This is a genomic window from Paraprevotella xylaniphila YIT 11841, from assembly GCF_000205165.1.
GTDB lineage: Bacteria > Bacteroidota > Bacteroidia > Bacteroidales > Bacteroidaceae > Paraprevotella > Paraprevotella xylaniphila.
Window position 1 is genome coordinate 217,089 of record NZ_GL883865.1, and the last position, 17,336, is coordinate 234,424.

The window sequence follows — 17,336 nt, forward strand, 5'->3', positions numbered from 1 at the left end:
GGTTACAAAAGTAGTGATTTTTAGGAATATAATTCGGCTATTTCTTTGTGTTATTCAGGATTTAGAGTAATTTTGCAGAACCTTATCAGGAGGATGAAGATGTAGGAATTCCTTTATATTATTTATTAAATATTTTAAATTCAATCATTTATGTGGTTATGTGATTCATCTATTGGTAGGAAAGTGGTGATGTCGGTTACCGGTATCGCGCTTGTCCTGTTCTTGACGTTCCATGCGTCGATGAACGTTGTGGCTCTGTTCTCGGCAGAAGGCTATAACATGATTTGTGAATTTCTGGGCTCCAACTGGTACGCCGTAGCGGCAACGTTGGCATTAGCGGCTTTGGTGGTTATTCACATCATCTATGCTTTCTGGCTGACGATGCAAAACCGTAAGGCGCGCGGTAACAACCGTTACGACGTGACGAGCAAGCCTGACAAGGTGGAGTGGGCTTCACAGAACATGTTGGTGTTGGGCATCATCGTTGTGTTGGGCATGGTTCTGCACCTGTACAATTTCTGGTATAACATGATGTTCGCCGAGTTGATGGGCGATCCCTACATGGGCGGCCTGCATGCAACGGATGGTTACGGTTACATCGTGAAAACGTTCAGTTGTCCGGTTTATACCGTATTGTACATCATCTGGCTTGCTGCCCTGTGGTTCCATTTGACGCACGGCTTCTGGAGTGCCATCCAGACACTGGGTTGGAACGGTAAGGTGTGGTTCAACCGTTGGAAGTGCATCGGCAACATCTACACCACTATCGTCATCCTGATGTTCTTGGTAGTGGCATTGTATTTCTCTTTCTGCGGCGGTTGCAGCGGAAGCGTGTGCTACTAATATTAATTAATGAATCATTAAATTGAAACGAACTATGACAAAGATAATCGATTCCAAGATTCCGGAAGGACCGGTAGCTGAGAAATGGACCAATTATAAGGCACATCAGAAATTGGTGAATCCGGCCAACAAGCGCCGTTTGGACATCATCGTGGTCGGTACCGGTCTGGCCGGTGCCTCTGCCGCAGCTTCTCTCGGCGAGATGGGATTCAAAGTATTTAATTTCTGTATTCAGGATTCTCCGCGCCGCGCACACTCCATCGCCGCACAGGGAGGTATCAATGCGGCCAAGAATTACCAGAACGACGGTGACTCCGTTTACCGTTTGTTCTACGATACGGTGAAGGGTGGCGACTACCGTGCCCGTGAAGCCAATGTGTACCGCTTGGCCGAGGTTTCCAACAACATCATCGACCAGTGTGTGGCACAAGGTGTTCCTTTTGCCCGCGAATACGGAGGCATGTTGGCCAACCGTTCGTTCGGTGGCGCACAGGTATCCCGTACGTTCTACGCCAAAGGACAGACCGGACAGCAGTTGTTGCTCGGTGCTTATTCGGCTTTGAGCTGTCAGGTGAATGCCGGTACGGTGAAATTGTTCACCCGTTACGAGATGATGGATTTGGTGATGGTGGACGGCCGTGCACGCGGTATTATCGCCCGCAACCTGGTGACCGGTAAATTGGAGCGTTTTGCCGCCCATGCCGTAGTTATCGCTACCGGAGGTTACGGTAATACGTATTTCCTTTCTACCAACGCCATGGGCTGCAACTGTTCGGCTGCCATGCAGTGTTACCGCAAGGGAGCTTATTTCGCAAACCCCGCTTACGTACAAATTCATCCGACATGTATTCCCGTCCACGGCGACAAGCAGTCCAAACTGACTTTGATGTCAGAGTCTCTGCGTAACGACGGCCGTATCTGGGTGCCGAAGAAGTTGGAAGATGCCAAGGCATTGCAGGCCGGAACCAAAAAGGGCAGCGATATTCCGGAGGAAGACCGTGACTATTATCTGGAACGCCGTTATCCTGCTTTCGGAAACTTGGTACCTCGCGACGTGGCTTCACGTGCAGCCAAGGAGCGTTGTGACAAGGGGTTTGGTGTGAACAATACCGGTTTGGCCGTATTCCTCGACTTCTCAGAGAGTATCGAGCGTTTGGGTATCGACGTGGTGCTCCAGCGTTACGGCAACCTCTTCGACATGTACGAAGAAATCACCGACGTGAATCCTGGCAAGTTGGCCAACGAAATCAATGGCGTGAAATACTATAACCCGATGATGATTTATCCGGCTATCCACTACACGATGGGCGGTATCTGGGTAGATTACGAGCTTCAGACTTCCATCAAGGGCTTGTTCGCCATCGGTGAATGTAACTTCTCCGACCACGGTGCCAACCGTTTGGGTGCTTCCGCTTTGATGCAAGGCTTGGCCGACGGTTACTTCGTCCTGCCTTACACCATCCAGAACTATCTGGCCGATCAGATTACCGTTCCGCGTTTCTCTACCGAGCTGCCTGAATTCGCGGAGGCAGAGAAGGCCGTGCAGGCGCGCATCGACCATTTGATGGGCATCAAGGGTAAGGAATCAGTGGATTCCATCCACAAGAAACTGGGTCATATCATGTGGGAATATGTCGGCATGGGCCGTACGGAAGAAGGTCTGAAGACAGCGTTGAAACTGTTGAAGGAGATTCGTCAGGAGTTCGAGACTAACTTGTTCATCCCGGGTTCTACGGAAGGCGTGAACATCGAATTGGAGAAGGCTTTGCGCCTGAACGATTTCATCACTATGGGCGAACTCATCGCTTACGATGCCCTGAACCGTAACGAGTCTTGCGGCGGTCATTTCCGCGAAGAATACCAGACGGAAGAAGGCGAAGCCAAGCGTGACGACGAGAACTACTTCTACGTGTCTTGCTGGGAGTACCAAGGCTCCGACGACGTGGCTCCCGTATTGTACAAGGAACCTCTCGTTTACGAAGCCATCAAGGTTCAGACACGTAACTACAAGAGCTAATAAACGGTTTGTTCAACGATTATAAAGAAAAACAACAATGGAGAAAAATATATCATTTAAGCTTAGATATTGGCGCCAGAACGGACCGAAAGACAAGGGCCATTTTGACGAGCGTGAGATGAAAGACATACCGGGCGATACCTCATTCCTGGAGATGTTGGACATTTTGAATGAACAACTGGTAGAAGAAGGCAAAGAGCCGTTCGTATTCGACCACGATTGCCGGGAAGGCATCTGCGGTATGTGTTCTTTGTATATCAACGGTACGCCCCACGGCAAGACCGAACGCGGTGCCACTACATGCCAGCTTTATATGCGTAAATTCAAGGACGGTGATACGATTACCGTGGAGCCGTGGCGTTCCGCCGGTTTCCCGGTTATCAAAGACTGCATGGTAGACCGTACGGCTTTCGATAAAATCATGCAAGCCGGCGGTTATGTGACCGTGCGTACGGGACAGCCTCAGGATGCCAATGCCATTTTGATTCCGAAGCAGAATGCCGACGAAGCTATGGATTGCGCTAGCTGTATCGGTTGCGGTGCCTGCGTGGCAGCTTGCAAGAACGGTTCTGCCATGTTGTTCGTCTCTTCCAAGGTGAGCCAGTTGGCTTTGTTGCCGCAGGGCCGTCCTGAAGCTGCTCGTCGTGCCAAGGCCATGATTGCCAAGATGGACGAACTTGGATTCGGTAACTGTACGAACACCCGCGCTTGTGAGGCCGTATGTCCGAAGTGTGAAAGTATCGCCAATATCGCCCGTCTGAACCGTGAGTTCATCAAGGCAAAGTTGAACGACTAAAAGGCGAGCGCTTAGGCTTTTCCTAAGCACGTTTGCATGGAATATGAAGCGCGTCCCCCGTTCAGGGTGGACGCGTTTTATTTTGGTCTATGGTCGTCTGGAATGTGTTTTTGGGAAATCCCTTGGAGGGGGCGTTTTTGGGGGCGTCTGCCGAAAAAACAAAAGCTGCTCCTGATATATTTTAGAATAGAAAGCCAAAACCTTTCTTCTGTGAAGCATTGAACTTCTCAATCTCCAAAGAAAGCGATTTCTTTAATTGGGATGCCATGAAATGGTATAGCTGTCCTATCTCTTGCCAGATACTTTGCTCCATCGCCTTTTTGTATTTCTTTCCAAAGGTACGGTATTGCTTTGTTCGTTCCCAAAAACGGCTTAATACTACGTTGGGATATGTATTGCGAAATGGCTTATGTTTTTAACATACTTTCTGTCTGACAGCTTTGCGGAACTCGGACGGAACCTTGAAATCCTTGCGGAATTTGCGGGCGGAAGTACGTCTGTTTGCAAATATCGCAGTGTTGGCCTGTCGCTGATTTACCGTTTTGTGGCCTTATTTTATGTTTTTATAGCGAAATGTTCATGTATTTATCATTCTGGTTTTGTGATGTTGTCTTTTTGAAAGTAAATATATGGCTTTTTGTGGTTGTAAGTCTGACACCCTTTGAAGGTGAAATAGAAAAAAGTGGAGTATCTTTATGCCAATGGTCAGAAAGTTAGTTTATATCGGTTTACCTGATTTCCCAAAGATATAGCATCGGGTTGTCCTGTGGAGCGATGTCCTTTTCGAGGAAAGGCAGGTAAGGACGATATAATTTCATTTGGTCGAATTGCTCGAATTCCTCCTTGTGCTTTTTGAGGTGCTGCAGCGTTTGTGACACGAATGCGGCCGGCATGCCGTATGCCATTCCGTTGTCTGTTCCCTGCACGGGGATAAGCCGGGAATTGTGCCCAAGGCACACGTCGTTGCGCAGGTTTTCATCTACGATGCATTTTCCGGTCTTTCGGTTCAGGATGAACCATGACTTAGAGCTGTCCGTGTTGAAAATCAGGAAGGAGTCCGAGGCACAGATGTTGTAGATGTTATAGGACGCGGATTGAGGGGCTTGCCCGTCAAAATCCAAGTTGTAGGTTGCCGTGATTTTCCCATTCCGTATTTGGCAAATCCGGTTACTTTGCGGCAAGCTTGCATAGGTGCCGTCTTCAGACGGTGAAAGCGATTTTCCGGGCAGGATGAATGTTTCTCCGGGAGTTTGTTTCCCAGAGGGGATACCTGTTTGTTTCCACAAGACGGAAGGCGCGTCCTCCAACCGGTTCTTGTCGAACACCACAAGCTCACAACCGTCTCTTTTCAGGGATGTCCGGATGGCATACAGGCAGTTTCCGTCCAAGCCGATTTCGAGCAAGGGAGTAACCATTGGGATGGTCTTTTCCACATTCAGGTCGAGATCGAACACCATGATTTGGCAAGTTGTGCTGCAATAGGCATAGAGCTTTTGTGATTGTGCGTCAAGGGCGGCATCCTGTATTTTGAGGCGGTTTCCGGAAACTTCTCCTGCTGCACCGCCTATGGATTTGAGGAACTTTCCCTCACCGTCGAACATCAGGATTTTGTTTCCCATGTCATCCATTACGTACAGTTTGTCTTGGGCGAAAAGCAGCCGTCCGATATGGAAATCTTGGATGCGGCTTTCTTCTGTCGGAGTGTCCAACAGGATGTTCTTTTGGAGGGTGATGAACGACGACATGTTGAGGGGGCGGTAGTCCTTGTATTCTACCGTCACTTTTTGTTTCGTGCTGCATGAAAGGCAGGCCAGAAAGGCGGTGTATAAAAAAATATTGTGTTTCATTTGATTGTTCTTTGGGTTTGACATGTTTTTAAGGAGAAAATCTCCGGCAGGGAGTACTTCTGCCGGAGATTTATTATTTGATATCCCAAACAATGAGCATAGGATTGCCGTCAGGGTCGAACTTTTGCTTAATTTCTTTTATGGCAGGTGTCAATGGCTCATTGCCTTTCTTGACTTGTTCCAACATGTTTTCTATGGAACTAGGTATTGTGAAGTAAACCACTCCATTTGACAGCCCTTGTGATGGAATTATTCTTGCACATGCGATAGGGAATATATCATTGTCGAAATTCAAGTACCCACTACATTTGTATTGGTTCTTGTTCATGATGAATGCGTGTGCTTTATTGGTATTGAATAATAATATGGAATCAGATTCGGTCATGTTCACAATAGACCAATTGATGTCGCGATAGTTTTTATCAAACCATCTTGGGTTCATATCTTTGGTCACGGGATGTTCAATGAGGCCCTTCTCTCCGAAATCCATGTTATATTCTTCCGTGACAGTTGCATCTTTGAATTTGTAGATTCGAGTATCGAATGGTAGGCAAACATAGACTCCGTCATGGCAAGGCATGAGGGATTTTCCCAATGTCCATCTTCCTATTATTGCATTTTCAAACGATAAGAGTGTTGTGGGTTCTTTTTTTAAGTCCTTTTTGTCTACTGTAACAAATCTATAGCCGCCTCCATCTTTCGGTTCATTGTAACAAATTCCATAAAGTTGATTCCCTTCTATGGCTATTTCTCCCATATAATAATCCATAGGAATTATTTTTTCCAAATTGAGGTCGAGGTCGAATATCATCATTTGGTAAGGTGCGTCACAATGTACGTAGAGTTTTTTGTCTTTTTCATCTATAGAGGCATCAATTACCCGAATATATTCATTGTGTCCTCGTCCCTCCATTTTTGCTGTGGATTTGAGGAATTTCCCATTCCTATCATACATGATGATTTTATTTCCTCCTCTATCCATGACGAAAATTCTATTGTCGAAGAACAATAACCTGTCTGGGTAGTGTACAATGGCTTCAGAGGTATCAGAAGATAGCGATATAATTTTATATCCCTCCAAAAAAGAAGAGAATGTAAGTGAATGTCCACTATCAAAAAGTTCGACTTTTATATTGTTTAAATGCTCAGATGGTGTGCATGAAGCATATATAAGTCCCATGATAATGGTTGCCAATATTTTGCTTAAATTCATTTTCATCTTTATTAAAATGATGGCAAATTATAATGTTTACCGTCACACGGTTCCTCTCTTTCATTTTCATATCTAAAATCAAAATACAAATTGTTGGTGCCTTGTAAGCTTCCGCTTCCTGTTGCAACACATTTCTTACATGCATATACTGTGACTACATCTGTTGAGTCGTTTTTATGTGTTTTAGAACTCAGTTGTGCATCGATTACACCAGATATGGAATAAATTTCAGGGCCGGGGCATTCTGATGGTCCTAATGGTCCTGATTCATTCTGTCCCAACGCTTCCACGTTGGCGAGCAACAAGGCGTTTTCTTGTTGGTAAATGTAAGAATCATAGGTGGTATACCCACAATACGCGCATGCTGCGGTAATAGCAACTCCCAAAATACCTTTTGTTAATGTCTTCATCTTTTTCGTGTATTTAATGATTATGAGATTGGAACATCCAACCCCGTTGCAAAAGTATACCAATTTCTTAAAAGGCATTTTCTCCCATGTTGCAGGTTTGTTTGAATTTGTATCATTTTGATGAGTGTGTTACGGGGGAAAAAGAGAATGTAACAAGATGTCTATTCTTGATTCCTTCTTCATGCCAACCGGTACATTCCTCCACTTAAGAGCCTGACCACGCCTTTCATTTCCAGATTGAAGAGAAAAGCACTGAGCTTATGTACCGGAAGGTTCGTCGCCACGGCCAGTGCGTTGATTTGCAGGCATTCCGACTGGCGCAGGCAGTCCACAATACGCTGTTCCTCTTCGCACAAGTCGGGGAATAGTTCGCCTTGTATGCCGTCGGCTTTTTGCTTTTCCGATGAACGAGATTGCCATCCCATGGCTTCCACGAAATCTTGCGCGTTTTGCAGCAGGGCAGCTTTGCTGTCCCGTATCAGGCGGTTGCAGCCTTGTGAGTAAGGGTCGCCCACGCGGCCCGGAAAGGCGAACACATCGCGATGGTAGCTCGTGGCGATGTCTGCCGTAATCAGTGCGCCGCCCTTTTCGGCCGATTCCACCACGATGGTGGCATCCGCCATGCCTGCCACGATGCGGTTTCGGCGTACGAAGTTTACCTTGTCGGCGTTCGTACGGCTCATGAATTCCGTGAGCAGTCCGCCTTGCGACATCATTTGTATGGCTGTGTCGCGGTGCAGGCGGGGATATATCTGGTCCAATCCGTGTGCCAGTACGCCTACGGTATCCAGTCCGTTGTCCAATGCCGCACGATGGCTGTGGATGTCTATCCCGTAGGCCAACCCGCTTACCACCAACACGTCAGGACAAAGGGTGGCCAATTCGTCCACGAAGCGGCGGCAAATGTCTTTCCCGTATTCCGTGCAGTGGCGCGTACCCACCATGTTGATGACATGTGTCCGGTTCAGGTCTGTATTGCCTTTATAATAGAGAAGCAAAGGAGCGTCGTCGCATTCCCGAAGGCGTGAGGGATAATCTGCATCGTGGTAACACAGGCAGCGGATGTGATGCAGGCGGGCAAATTCTAGTTCTTCTTCCGCACGGGGCACTTGGGCTTCCATTTCTTGTAGTGCGGCAGCCAGTTTGTCCGAAGCTTCGGGATAAAAGTCACGGATGTGATGGCGGTGGTCGAACACAGCCGAGGCACTGCCCAATTCTTCCATCAGGCGGTGTTGGGCGGCAGTGTTGACACGTGGCACCCGCGTCAAGGCCATGGTGTAGATAATTTCCTGTTCGGTCATAAGCTTAATCTTCCGGTTTCGGCACGATGTCGTCCAGTTCGCGGCAAGTTCCCAAACGGCCTTCTATCAGGCATACGGTGTCTACCTGGCTCTTCAGGCAACATTTCATGTCCGGCAGGCGGAAAATGTCCTGATAGAATACATATTTGATACCTTCTTTCTCTACGCGCAGTTTGCTGACGAAACGGTCTCCGCTTTTCAGGGGTGTTTTGAAGGCCATGTTCAGCCGTGCCACCACTGCGTCTATGCCCTGTGCGTGCAAGTCGGCAAAACTGATGCCTTGTGCGAGCAGGAACTCGTGCCGGGTGTGTTCGATATAATGTTGGTAGTTGGCATTGTTTACGATGCCTTGCAGGTCGCATTCATAGTCGCGTACCTTCATCTCCAGTTCAAAGATATAATCCGTTTTCATTTTATTCAGAAGTATTTTTTCGTTTCAGGAATTCATAGCCAAAGCGGCAATGCAGGCAGTATTTCCGGTCGCAATACTCTTTTTTCAGTTGGATGAGCGCTTGCGAATCCGACGCGCTGTCCACTTTGATGCCGCATTCGGCCCATTGGCGCGTGATATAGTTGTTTTCCGCCTTGATTGGTTCTAAGAATTGCAAAGCCCGTTCGCAATATTTGTCATTACCATGGGTTTGTCCGTAGGCATACAGCAGCGGGACGACGGTGTTGATGGTGATAAGGTTCAATGAGCCTGCCGTCAGGGCTTTGGCGTTTTTGTGGCTTGGGCATCCGAAAGTATAGTGCGACTCCCAATAGGGTGTGGCGTGTGTGGAGAGCATGTCGTGCAGTTCTTCCAATGTCCGGGCTTCCAGTAACCGGGAAAATCCTGCCGTTTGGTTATAATACAGTTGGGTGAGCTGCGCGATGCGCACATGGGGAAAGTTCTGCGGTCTCAGGCGCAGGAATTTCCATGCTGCCGCGTCCATGGCCGTAAGGGCAAACTTATGTGCCAGATAGTCATATTCCCGTTTCAACCGGGGATAATAATCATCGTCGATGGCTTCGTCGCGGTATTTTTTCGGAATTGTATCGAAGTCCAACAATCCGGCCTGGCCCATGAATACGGCTTCTATCTGGAACAGGTTGTCGCGGTGGTGTGCCACAGCTTGCAACGGGATATGTTGTGCCCACGTTTCGAAAGCGTCCCCGTTGATGCCGAAACCGAAATTGCGGGACAGGGTGATGAAATAAGCCCGTTCCCAATCGCCTTGCAGTTTTTCCACACGGGCGGCTACAGCTTGAGCACGTTGTTCCAACCGTTCGTAAAGCAGGGCGTTCATCCAACTGTGCACTGTGAACGGGTCGATTTGAGGAATGATGCGGTGGCATCGCGGATAATCCGTTGTTCGGCACAGTTCCTCGTAGTTCTCGCGCAGGTAGCCCGGAACTTCCAGTTTCATCTGTGGAAGTGTCTTTCCGTCTTGTGTGGTGACGGGGCGGTCGGCTGTTTCCGTCACATGCAGGATGACGTTGTTATAATGTATGTCTTCGTGATGACCGTGGACGTACCAGTCGGTGGATCGTCCGTGAATCTCGATGTTGCCCACCCATGTCGTCCCGTCCAGTTTGATTTTGGCGTTGAAAAAGTCAGGGCCGGCGTTTCTGTTGAGTGTTCCCGGGTCGATGACCTCTACCGTTTGGCCGTCTGTGGTTTGCAACGGTTTGAGTGGAAAGAGTTTGTATTTCCAGATGTAGTGCAGCAGCTTTTCCATGGTGCAAGGGCTGAAAAGTTTATTTTTACTAACAAAAGTAATGAAATTCAAGTCAAATCCCTATCTTTGCGAGAGAAAATATCAGCATATTACTTGAAAAATATGAAAATCGCATTAATTGGCTATGGCAAGATGGGTCACATGATAGAGCAAATCGCTTTGGAACGTGGCCATGAAATAGTGAGTATCATCGACATCGACAACCGCGAAGACTTCGCTTCGGAAGCTTTCCGGAGTGCAGATGTGGCTATCGAGTTTACTACGCCCCAGACGGCATACGACAATTATCTGCAGGCTTTTGCCGCCGGGGTAAAAGTGGTGTCGGGCAGTACGGGATGGATACCCGAACATGGCGAAGAAGTACGCCGCTTGTGTCGCGAAGAGGGACATACGCTTTTCTGGAGCAGCAACTTCAGCCTCGGCGTGGCTATCTTCGGGGCTGTAAACCGTTATCTGGCGCACATCATGTCCGGTTTTCCGGCCTACGATGTGAGGATGGAGGAAGTGCACCATGTGCATAAGTTGGATGCGCCGAGCGGGACGGCCATTACGTTGGCCGAAGACCTGATCCATGCCATCGGTCGTAAAGACAAATGGGTGAAGGGTACGTTTACGGCACCGGATGGTACGGTGAGCGGTACGGAGGCGTGTGCAGCCAACGAATTGCGGGTGGACAGCATACGCCGTGGCGAGGTGCCGGGCATACATTCTGTGGTTTATGACAGCGAGGCGGACTGCATTACGATTACCCATGATGCGCACAACCGGAAAGGGTTTGCGTTGGGTGCCGTACTGGCTGCCGAATATACGGCCACACATGAGGGGTTGCTTACGATGGATGATTTATTCCAATTTTAAACGACATTTGAAAGAAAGACATGAAGAAACTCAGGCAGAAGCCCACACGGGCACAATGGATAAAGATGGGCGTCGTAATGGCCCTCTATTTGGCTTTTCTTGTATGGATCAAGAGTTGGTGGGGATTGTTGGTTGTGCCGTTCATCTATGACGCTTACATCACGAAACGCATTCCTTGGACATGGTGGAAAGAAGCAGAAAGTCCCGTGACGCGCACGGTGATGAGTTGGGTGGATGCCATCGTGTTTGCTTTAGTGGCTGTGTATTTCGTCAATATCTATTTTTTCCAAAATTATACGATTCCATCGTCTTCGCTCGAAAAGTCGCTTTTGGTGGGCGATTACCTGTTCGTGAGCAAGATGAGCTACGGGCCGCGCAAGCCGCAGACACCTTTGTCCATGCCGCTTACGCAGCACACAATGCCTCTTGTGGGGTGCAAGTCGTATATCGAATGGCCGCAGTGGGATTACGAGCGTGTTCCGGGCGGACGGGTACAGTTGAACGATATCGTGGTGTTCAATTACCCGGCGGGCGATACGGTGACCGTGAACCCGGAATACCAGAACATGGATTTTTATGCCATCGCATACGGTATCGGCGGTCAGCAATATATGCAGCTGCATGGTGGTTATCCGCTTTTGGATTCGCTCACCCGACAGCAGCAGCGTGACTTCTTTGCCGAACTTTATGCTATGGGTCGTCAGTATATCGACCAGAATTCCCAAATGTTCGGAGGAGTGATGTCGCGGCCGGTAGATCGCCGGGAAAATTATGTGAAACGCTGCGTGGGACTGCCCGGACAGACACTTCAAATCAAGAATCATGTGGTCTATCTGGATGGGAAACCCAACAAGGAGCCGGACAATGTGCAGTACGATTACTTCGTACGTCTGAAACAAGATATTCCGGACGAGTTGGTGCGTGAATTGGGCATCAGCCAGGAAGATTTGGCCTCGCTGTCCGAAACGGGGACGATGCCTCTGACACAGCGTGCTTACGAACGTCTGAAAACTTGTACGGACATTGTGGACAGTATTGCTTACGACAGTACGAATTCCGTGCCTGATGGTTTGTATCCGCTCAATGCCTGGACGGGTTGGACGCGTGACAATTACGGTCCCGTGTGGATTCCTGCCAAAGGTGAGTCCGTCAAACTGACCATGGACAATATCGCCGTGTATGAACGTCCTATCCGAGTATACGAACATAACGACCTTGAAGTGAAGGACGGGAAGATTTTCATTAACGGAAAACAGGCGGACAGCTATACGTTCAAGATGGATTACTATTGGATGCAGGGTGATAACCGCCATAATTCGGCCGATTCGCGTTATTGGGGTTTTGTTCCCGAAGACCACATTGTGGGCAAGCCGATACTTATTTGGCTTTCGTTGGATAAAGACCGTGGATGGTTCGACGGCCATGTGCGGTGGAATCGCCTGTTCCGTTGGGTAGACAATATCAAATAGACGACATAGGTTGAAGACGGTTGGACGATTGTGTGCCGTGCTGCTGGCCGCTGCCATCGGGGTGGTCTTGGTCAGAGGGTGTTGGGTGTCTCTCATCGAGATACCTGAGGATGGCGAGCGTCCCGTCTTCATGGCAGGTGACCGTGTGGCGGTGAACCGTATGGCATACGGGTTGCGTCTGTCGCCTATGCGTTGGTGGGGGGATGTGCGTTGGTGGGCTGAACCCGTGCCAAGGGGCGATTGGGTGGCTTTCAACGATCCTTCTGCAGGTGAGGATGATGAACGGTTTATAGATGAGCGCGATGTTTTTATAGGGTTCTGTTATGCCGTTCCTGGCGATAGCTTGTGGATTGATTCGTTGGGAAAGGTCTATCGTGCCTGTCCGCGTGTCGGTCGCTCATGCAGGGTGGTTGAGCTTCCCCGGAAGAATGCTTATGTCACGCTCACGCCCGATAATATGCAATGGTATTGCCGTATGATTAATCTACACGAAGGAGTGCATGCAGCCATTATCCATGATTCGCTTTGTGTGTCAGGGCATTTCGTGTCAAGTTTCCGTTTTACCCACGACTATTATTGGATGTCGTCGGCCAATGAGCGTAACCATGCCGATTCACGAACTTTCGGTTTTGTGCCCGATACATACATTATCGGTAGGTTGAGCCGTATTCTTTATTCTTGGGATACCAAAGTGCCTTGGTATGCCCGGTTTCGTGCTCACCGCACGATGATGAAGGTGTCTCAGGAGAATCCAAATCCATGATGATGAATACTGTTTGTTTACTTTCTACGACTTATTTCGGCCCAGTGCAATACTATGCCAAGCTGTATGCCTATCCCGAAGTGTGGATGGAGGCCCATGAACATTATGTGAAGCAGACCTACCGTAACCGTTGCCTCATCGCTTCTCCTTCCGGTGTGCAAGCGTTGACCGTTCCGGTGGTGAAGCCAGGCACGGATAAGTGCCTTATGAAAGACATCCGTATTTCCGACCATGGCAATTGGCGGCATTTGCATTGGAATGCTTTGGAGACGGCTTACCGCAACAGCCCTTTCTTTGAGTATTATGCCGACGACTTCCTCCCGTTTTATACACAGAAGTGGGACTTCCTTTTTGATTTTAACGAAGCAATACGTGCCAAGGTTTGCGAACTTATAGACTTGCACCCGAAAGTCTTACCTACGGCTTCTTATGGTGTCATAAATGGGATGAATAGCGTGGATTCGGCTGTGGGATATGTCGAATATGCCGTAGATGATTTTCGGGAGAAGATTAGCCCGAAAGTGCCTTCAGCTATGGATAAGGGATTTGTGTCTAATTCTTACTATCAGGTGTTTAGAGAGAAACATGGTTTCTTGCCTAACCTAAGTGTGGTCGACCTTTTGTTTAATATGGGACCGGAGGCGGTTTTGGTGCTACGTGATTCGGTTATATAGGGGGAAGGGTAATTAAAAGTCCTGCATTGTTTTGGGATTCCTGTTAAAATAGGAATATTAGCAATCTTACATATATTAGGATGCTTATAAAATGCTATTCCTTGTTAAGATAGTCCTACTTTATATTGTGGAAAATCTTCTATTTTTGTAGACATTATTTGTCTGCATTATATTAATTACCTAAATGTAAGGATGATATGAAAAACAAAAACCTGAATCTGAGAAAGAATTTGGCCGGATTTGTTTTCTTGGCCTCTTTTTCTGTAAACGCACAAGATGTGCCTGTTGCAACGGGGGAATACGCTCCTGATTGGGATAATTTGGGAAAGTGGGAGTGTCCTGAATGGTATCAGGATGTCAAATTTGGTATTTGGGCACATTGGGATCCCCAATGTCAGGCTGCGGGAGGTGACTGGTATGCCCGTGGCATGTATTTCAAGGGCAGCGGAAATTACAATTGGCATGTAAGCCATTTCGGTGATCCTTGTGTACCTAATACCGACTTCGGTTATAAGGACTTGTGTAACGCATGGAAAGCCGAGAAATGGGATCCCGAACATCTCATTGGGCTCTATCATGGCATGGGGGCACGTTATTTCTTTGCCATGGGGCAGCATCATGATAATTTCGACTGTTGGGATTCTCCTTATCAACCATGGAATTCAGTGAATATCGGTCCTAAACGTGATGTGGTAGGTGAATGGGCCAAGGCTTGCGAGAAGTATGGAATGCCATTAGGTGTGTCTATGCATGGTAGCCATGCTTGGTCGTGGTTTGAAATCGCCCAACCGTATGATGGCAATATGACAAAAGAAGATGGTAAGGGAAAATGGTGGGAAGGTTATGACCCACAGGACCTTTATGCACAACGTCATCCTCACAGTTCAGGATGGCAAGATGCAGGTGCTATACATGGACAATGGGCATGGGGCAATGGTGTGTCTTTGCCTAGCGAAGAATACAAGATGAAATTTCAAAACCGTGTGCTGCAATGTGTGAATGCCTATCATCCGGCCATGCTTTATTTCGACGACACGGTGTTGCCGTTTTATGGGTGTGATGAGAACATCGGACTCAATATCCTTGCCCATGCTTACAATACTAATCCTGAAATGGTGGTGACCGGAAAGATTTTGGAGCCTATACATAAGGAGGCTATGATGTGGGATGTGGAGCGGGGGATTCCAGACCGTCCGCAGGAGAAACCATGGCAGACATGTACTTGCATCGGTGGTTGGCATTATGGTGAGAACGATTACAATGCTGGATATAAGTCTGCCGAGCATGTCGTAAGCATGCTTGTTGATATTGTCAGCAAGAACGGGAACCTGTTGCTTTCCATTCCTATCAAAGGGGATGGTACGTTGGATGACAAGGAGATGAAATTCATTGCCGACGTGAAAGCCTGGATGGATCAGAATTCACGTTCCATATACGGTACACGTGTATGGAAATCATTTGGGGAGGGACCCTCTGCAGAAGCATCGCGCCCGATTAATAACCAAGGATTTAATGAAGGCAACGATTATTCGGCAAAGGACGTGCGTTATGTCGTTAAATACGCCAAGACGGAGCAGGATGTCGATACTGTTTTTGCCACCGTTATGCGTTGGCCTGCGCAGCGGACTTTCACATTCCGTCATTTAGGGCGCGCAAGCGAACATTTTTCCGGTGAAATTGAAAGCATTGAACTGTTAGGTCACGGTGTTGTGGAGCATAAGCTTACGATGGAAGGGCTTATGGTGCAATTGCCTGAAAAGAAAACAAATGATATTGCTCCAGTGTTTGCCATAACCTTTGAGCCGGGTACGGACAAACCGGTTTCACTCGCTGAGTTGGTCGATTATTGCAAAATTCTTACCGAAGGAGCTGATGGTAGCATAAAGCCTGTCAATACAGGTAGCCCTAATGTGACTGCATTGTCTGATTTGAAGTATGCCGCAGAAGAAGCTGAAGCATGTCTTGAAGGCTCTGCCGATGAGCAAGCCGCAGCCTTGCGGAAATTACGTGAGGCATTTGAGGATTGCCTTGGTAAGGATGTTACTCCTGCTGCCGCGCCTCTTTATACGGGCGAAGACTTGACTGTTGATAAACTTGAAGAAGCTGCCGGTTTCAGTCGTACACCGGATACACGAAATGGGAAAAGATTCGGGAAACCTGCCAATTGGACGGTGACGGATTTTAATATTCCAAACGGGAACGATGGGGTCAAGCAGGGGCTTGATGCTTATGGTGGTACGGAGGCATTGATGTTGGGGGTATGGGATGACCGGAATGCTGCAACGGATTGTGATTTATCCCAGGCTTCCATACGGCGTACCATACGTCTCACGCCTGGTACATACTATTTTGGAGCGACTTTCAATGCTGCTTACCAATTACCGGATGAAGCTTATATGTTTGCAACTCCTGGTAATGCTGAAAATCTGCAAACTGCGGATATACCGGCTAAGTCTATTGCTTGGGCACGCTTAAACACGGCACCTAATGACGGAAGTGAAGTGCCCCCAAAAAGTTGGTGGGGGATTACTTTTATTATAGAAGAAGAGCAAGATGTGACGTTAGGATTTCAGGCTAATTTGCTTATGGGGAGCAGTACACAAGAATTCAGGGCCACCCGTTTGCAATTGCTTCGTTATGATGAAAGCCTGATTGTGGATATGAAAGATGTGACCTTGCCGTTTCTTTACGAACGTTCCAATTTTTCCCGTTTGGACGAAAATGTAACTACGCGTTTCGCAACTCCCAAATATTGGCAAGTAGAAAACTTTAAAATCCCCAATGGGGCTGAGGGGGTAAAAAATGGTATAGATAATCATCCGGGTTATAATTGTTTGATGTTGGGAGTATGGCAAGACCGTAGCAGAAACCAAGAAGGCTCACTCGCTGACGCACGCATTTATCGTAAATTGTACTTGGAACCTGGTACCTATACGCTAAAAGTCCAATTTCAAACAAGTTATGGCTTGACATCCAGTGCCTATATGTTTGCTGCCACCGAACTGATGACCACAAAAAAACTTGTACGCAATTCTTTGGCGAAGTATTCTCTTAATAAAGTAGGAGAAAAGGATGAACGTTGGCGTTCCATTACATTCATGGTTGACAGACCTCAAGATATTTATGTGGGATGGCAAGCGAGTTTGAATTTAGGTGGTGAGACGCAAGAGTTTCGTGTGAAAGAAGTACAACTGCTTTACTCTCCCAAGCAGGGTGGGGATGCCGTGTCTTCAGCCAAAACAGGGTTTGTTTCAGAGGAAGGCCGTTTATACAATTTGAAGGGGCAAAAATTAAGTAAGGAACCTCATCGGGGGATCTACATAAAGAATGGTCGTAAAATTTTAAAATAGTGGATTAGGATTTTATTGGTGTTCAAAAGTTAAAAAAAGGAATCTTGAAGTGCCCCCAAAAAGTTGGACGGGTT

Annotated in this window: 15 protein-coding genes; 8 read left to right on the plus strand and 7 right to left on the minus strand. The window is 47.7% G+C overall.

Annotated features, from left to right (window positions below):
• Positions 1–150 precede the first annotated feature (150 nt).
• Genes HMPREF9442_RS09815 through HMPREF9442_RS09825 form a run of 3 tightly spaced genes read left to right on the plus strand, consistent with a single transcriptional unit; the run spans position 151 to position 3,656 of the window.
• On the plus strand, positions 151–843 hold the full coding sequence (locus HMPREF9442_RS09815; protein WP_040602903.1) for a fumarate reductase: 693 nt from the start codon (positions 151–153) through the stop codon (positions 841–843).
• 34 nt (positions 844–877) lie between these two features.
• On the plus strand, positions 878–2,860 hold the full coding sequence (locus HMPREF9442_RS09820; RefSeq protein WP_008628089.1) for a fumarate reductase/succinate dehydrogenase flavoprotein subunit: 1,983 nt from the start codon (positions 878–880) through the stop codon (positions 2,858–2,860).
• A 37-nt stretch (positions 2,861–2,897) separates the two neighbouring features.
• Positions 2,898–3,656 carry a succinate dehydrogenase/fumarate reductase iron-sulfur subunit gene (locus HMPREF9442_RS09825; protein ID WP_008619073.1) on the plus strand — a complete coding sequence of 253 codons (759 nt, stop codon included), beginning with the start codon at positions 2,898–2,900 and terminating at the stop codon, positions 3,654–3,656.
• A gap of 181 nt (positions 3,657–3,837) precedes the next feature.
• Here HMPREF9442_RS09825 and HMPREF9442_RS16870 read toward each other — a convergent pair whose 3' ends face one another.
• From HMPREF9442_RS16870 to HMPREF9442_RS09855, 7 genes are all read right to left on the minus strand, one after another.
• Positions 3,838–3,969, minus strand: a complete 132-nt coding sequence (locus tag HMPREF9442_RS16870) for a hypothetical protein (protein ID WP_008628092.1) — start codon at positions 3,967–3,969, stop codon at positions 3,838–3,840.
• Positions 3,970–4,384: 415 nt separating this feature from the next.
• Positions 4,385–5,503 carry a DUF4934 domain-containing protein gene (locus HMPREF9442_RS09830; RefSeq protein WP_040602904.1) on the minus strand — a complete coding sequence of 373 codons (1,119 nt, stop codon included), beginning with the start codon at positions 5,501–5,503 and terminating at the stop codon, positions 4,385–4,387.
• A 73-nt stretch (positions 5,504–5,576) separates the two neighbouring features.
• Positions 5,577–6,722, minus strand: a complete 1,146-nt coding sequence (locus HMPREF9442_RS09835) for a DUF4934 domain-containing protein (protein WP_008628099.1) — start codon at positions 6,720–6,722, stop codon at positions 5,577–5,579.
• 5 nt (positions 6,723–6,727) lie between these two features.
• On the minus strand, positions 6,728–7,126 hold the full coding sequence (locus HMPREF9442_RS09840) for a hypothetical protein (RefSeq protein ID WP_147639903.1): 399 nt from the start codon (positions 7,124–7,126) through the stop codon (positions 6,728–6,730).
• Positions 7,127–7,305: 179 nt separating this feature from the next.
• Positions 7,306–8,427: a DNA-processing protein DprA gene (gene dprA / locus HMPREF9442_RS09845; protein ID WP_008628103.1), complete on the minus strand. Its 1,122-nt coding sequence runs from the start codon at positions 8,425–8,427 to the stop codon at positions 7,306–7,308.
• Positions 8,428–8,431: 4 nt separating this feature from the next.
• Complete coding sequence (locus HMPREF9442_RS09850) at positions 8,432–8,839, minus strand: acyl-CoA thioesterase (RefSeq protein WP_008628108.1); 408 nt, start codon at positions 8,837–8,839, stop codon at positions 8,432–8,434.
• 1 nt (position 8,840) lies between these two features.
• Complete coding sequence (locus HMPREF9442_RS09855; protein ID WP_040602905.1) at positions 8,841–10,148, minus strand: DUF2851 family protein; 1,308 nt, start codon at positions 10,146–10,148, stop codon at positions 8,841–8,843.
• Between the two features lie 102 nt (positions 10,149–10,250).
• On the opposite strand from HMPREF9442_RS09855, the gene dapB reads away from it, so the two are divergent.
• The 5 genes from dapB to HMPREF9442_RS09880 all read left to right on the plus strand — a co-directional run bounded on the left by dapB (position 10,251) and on the right by HMPREF9442_RS09880 (position 17,262).
• Complete coding sequence (gene dapB / locus HMPREF9442_RS09860; protein WP_040602906.1) at positions 10,251–11,006, plus strand: 4-hydroxy-tetrahydrodipicolinate reductase; 756 nt, start codon at positions 10,251–10,253, stop codon at positions 11,004–11,006.
• A gap of 20 nt (positions 11,007–11,026) precedes the next feature.
• On the plus strand, positions 11,027–12,475 hold the full coding sequence (locus HMPREF9442_RS09865) for a S26 family signal peptidase (protein WP_008628113.1): 1,449 nt from the start codon (positions 11,027–11,029) through the stop codon (positions 12,473–12,475).
• A 10-nt stretch (positions 12,476–12,485) separates the two neighbouring features.
• Positions 12,486–13,238, plus strand: a complete 753-nt coding sequence (lepB, locus tag HMPREF9442_RS09870; protein WP_253271084.1) for a signal peptidase I — start codon at positions 12,486–12,488, stop codon at positions 13,236–13,238.
• Positions 13,238–13,912, plus strand: coding sequence for a WbqC family protein (locus HMPREF9442_RS09875; protein ID WP_040602932.1), 675 nt, complete (start codon positions 13,238–13,240; stop codon positions 13,910–13,912). The genes lepB and HMPREF9442_RS09875 overlap by 1 nt, the downstream gene beginning before the upstream one ends.
• A 197-nt stretch (positions 13,913–14,109) precedes the next feature.
• Positions 14,110–17,262: an alpha-L-fucosidase gene (locus tag HMPREF9442_RS09880; protein ID WP_008628120.1), complete on the plus strand. Its 3,153-nt coding sequence runs from the start codon at positions 14,110–14,112 to the stop codon at positions 17,260–17,262.
• Positions 17,263–17,336 lie beyond the last annotated feature (74 nt).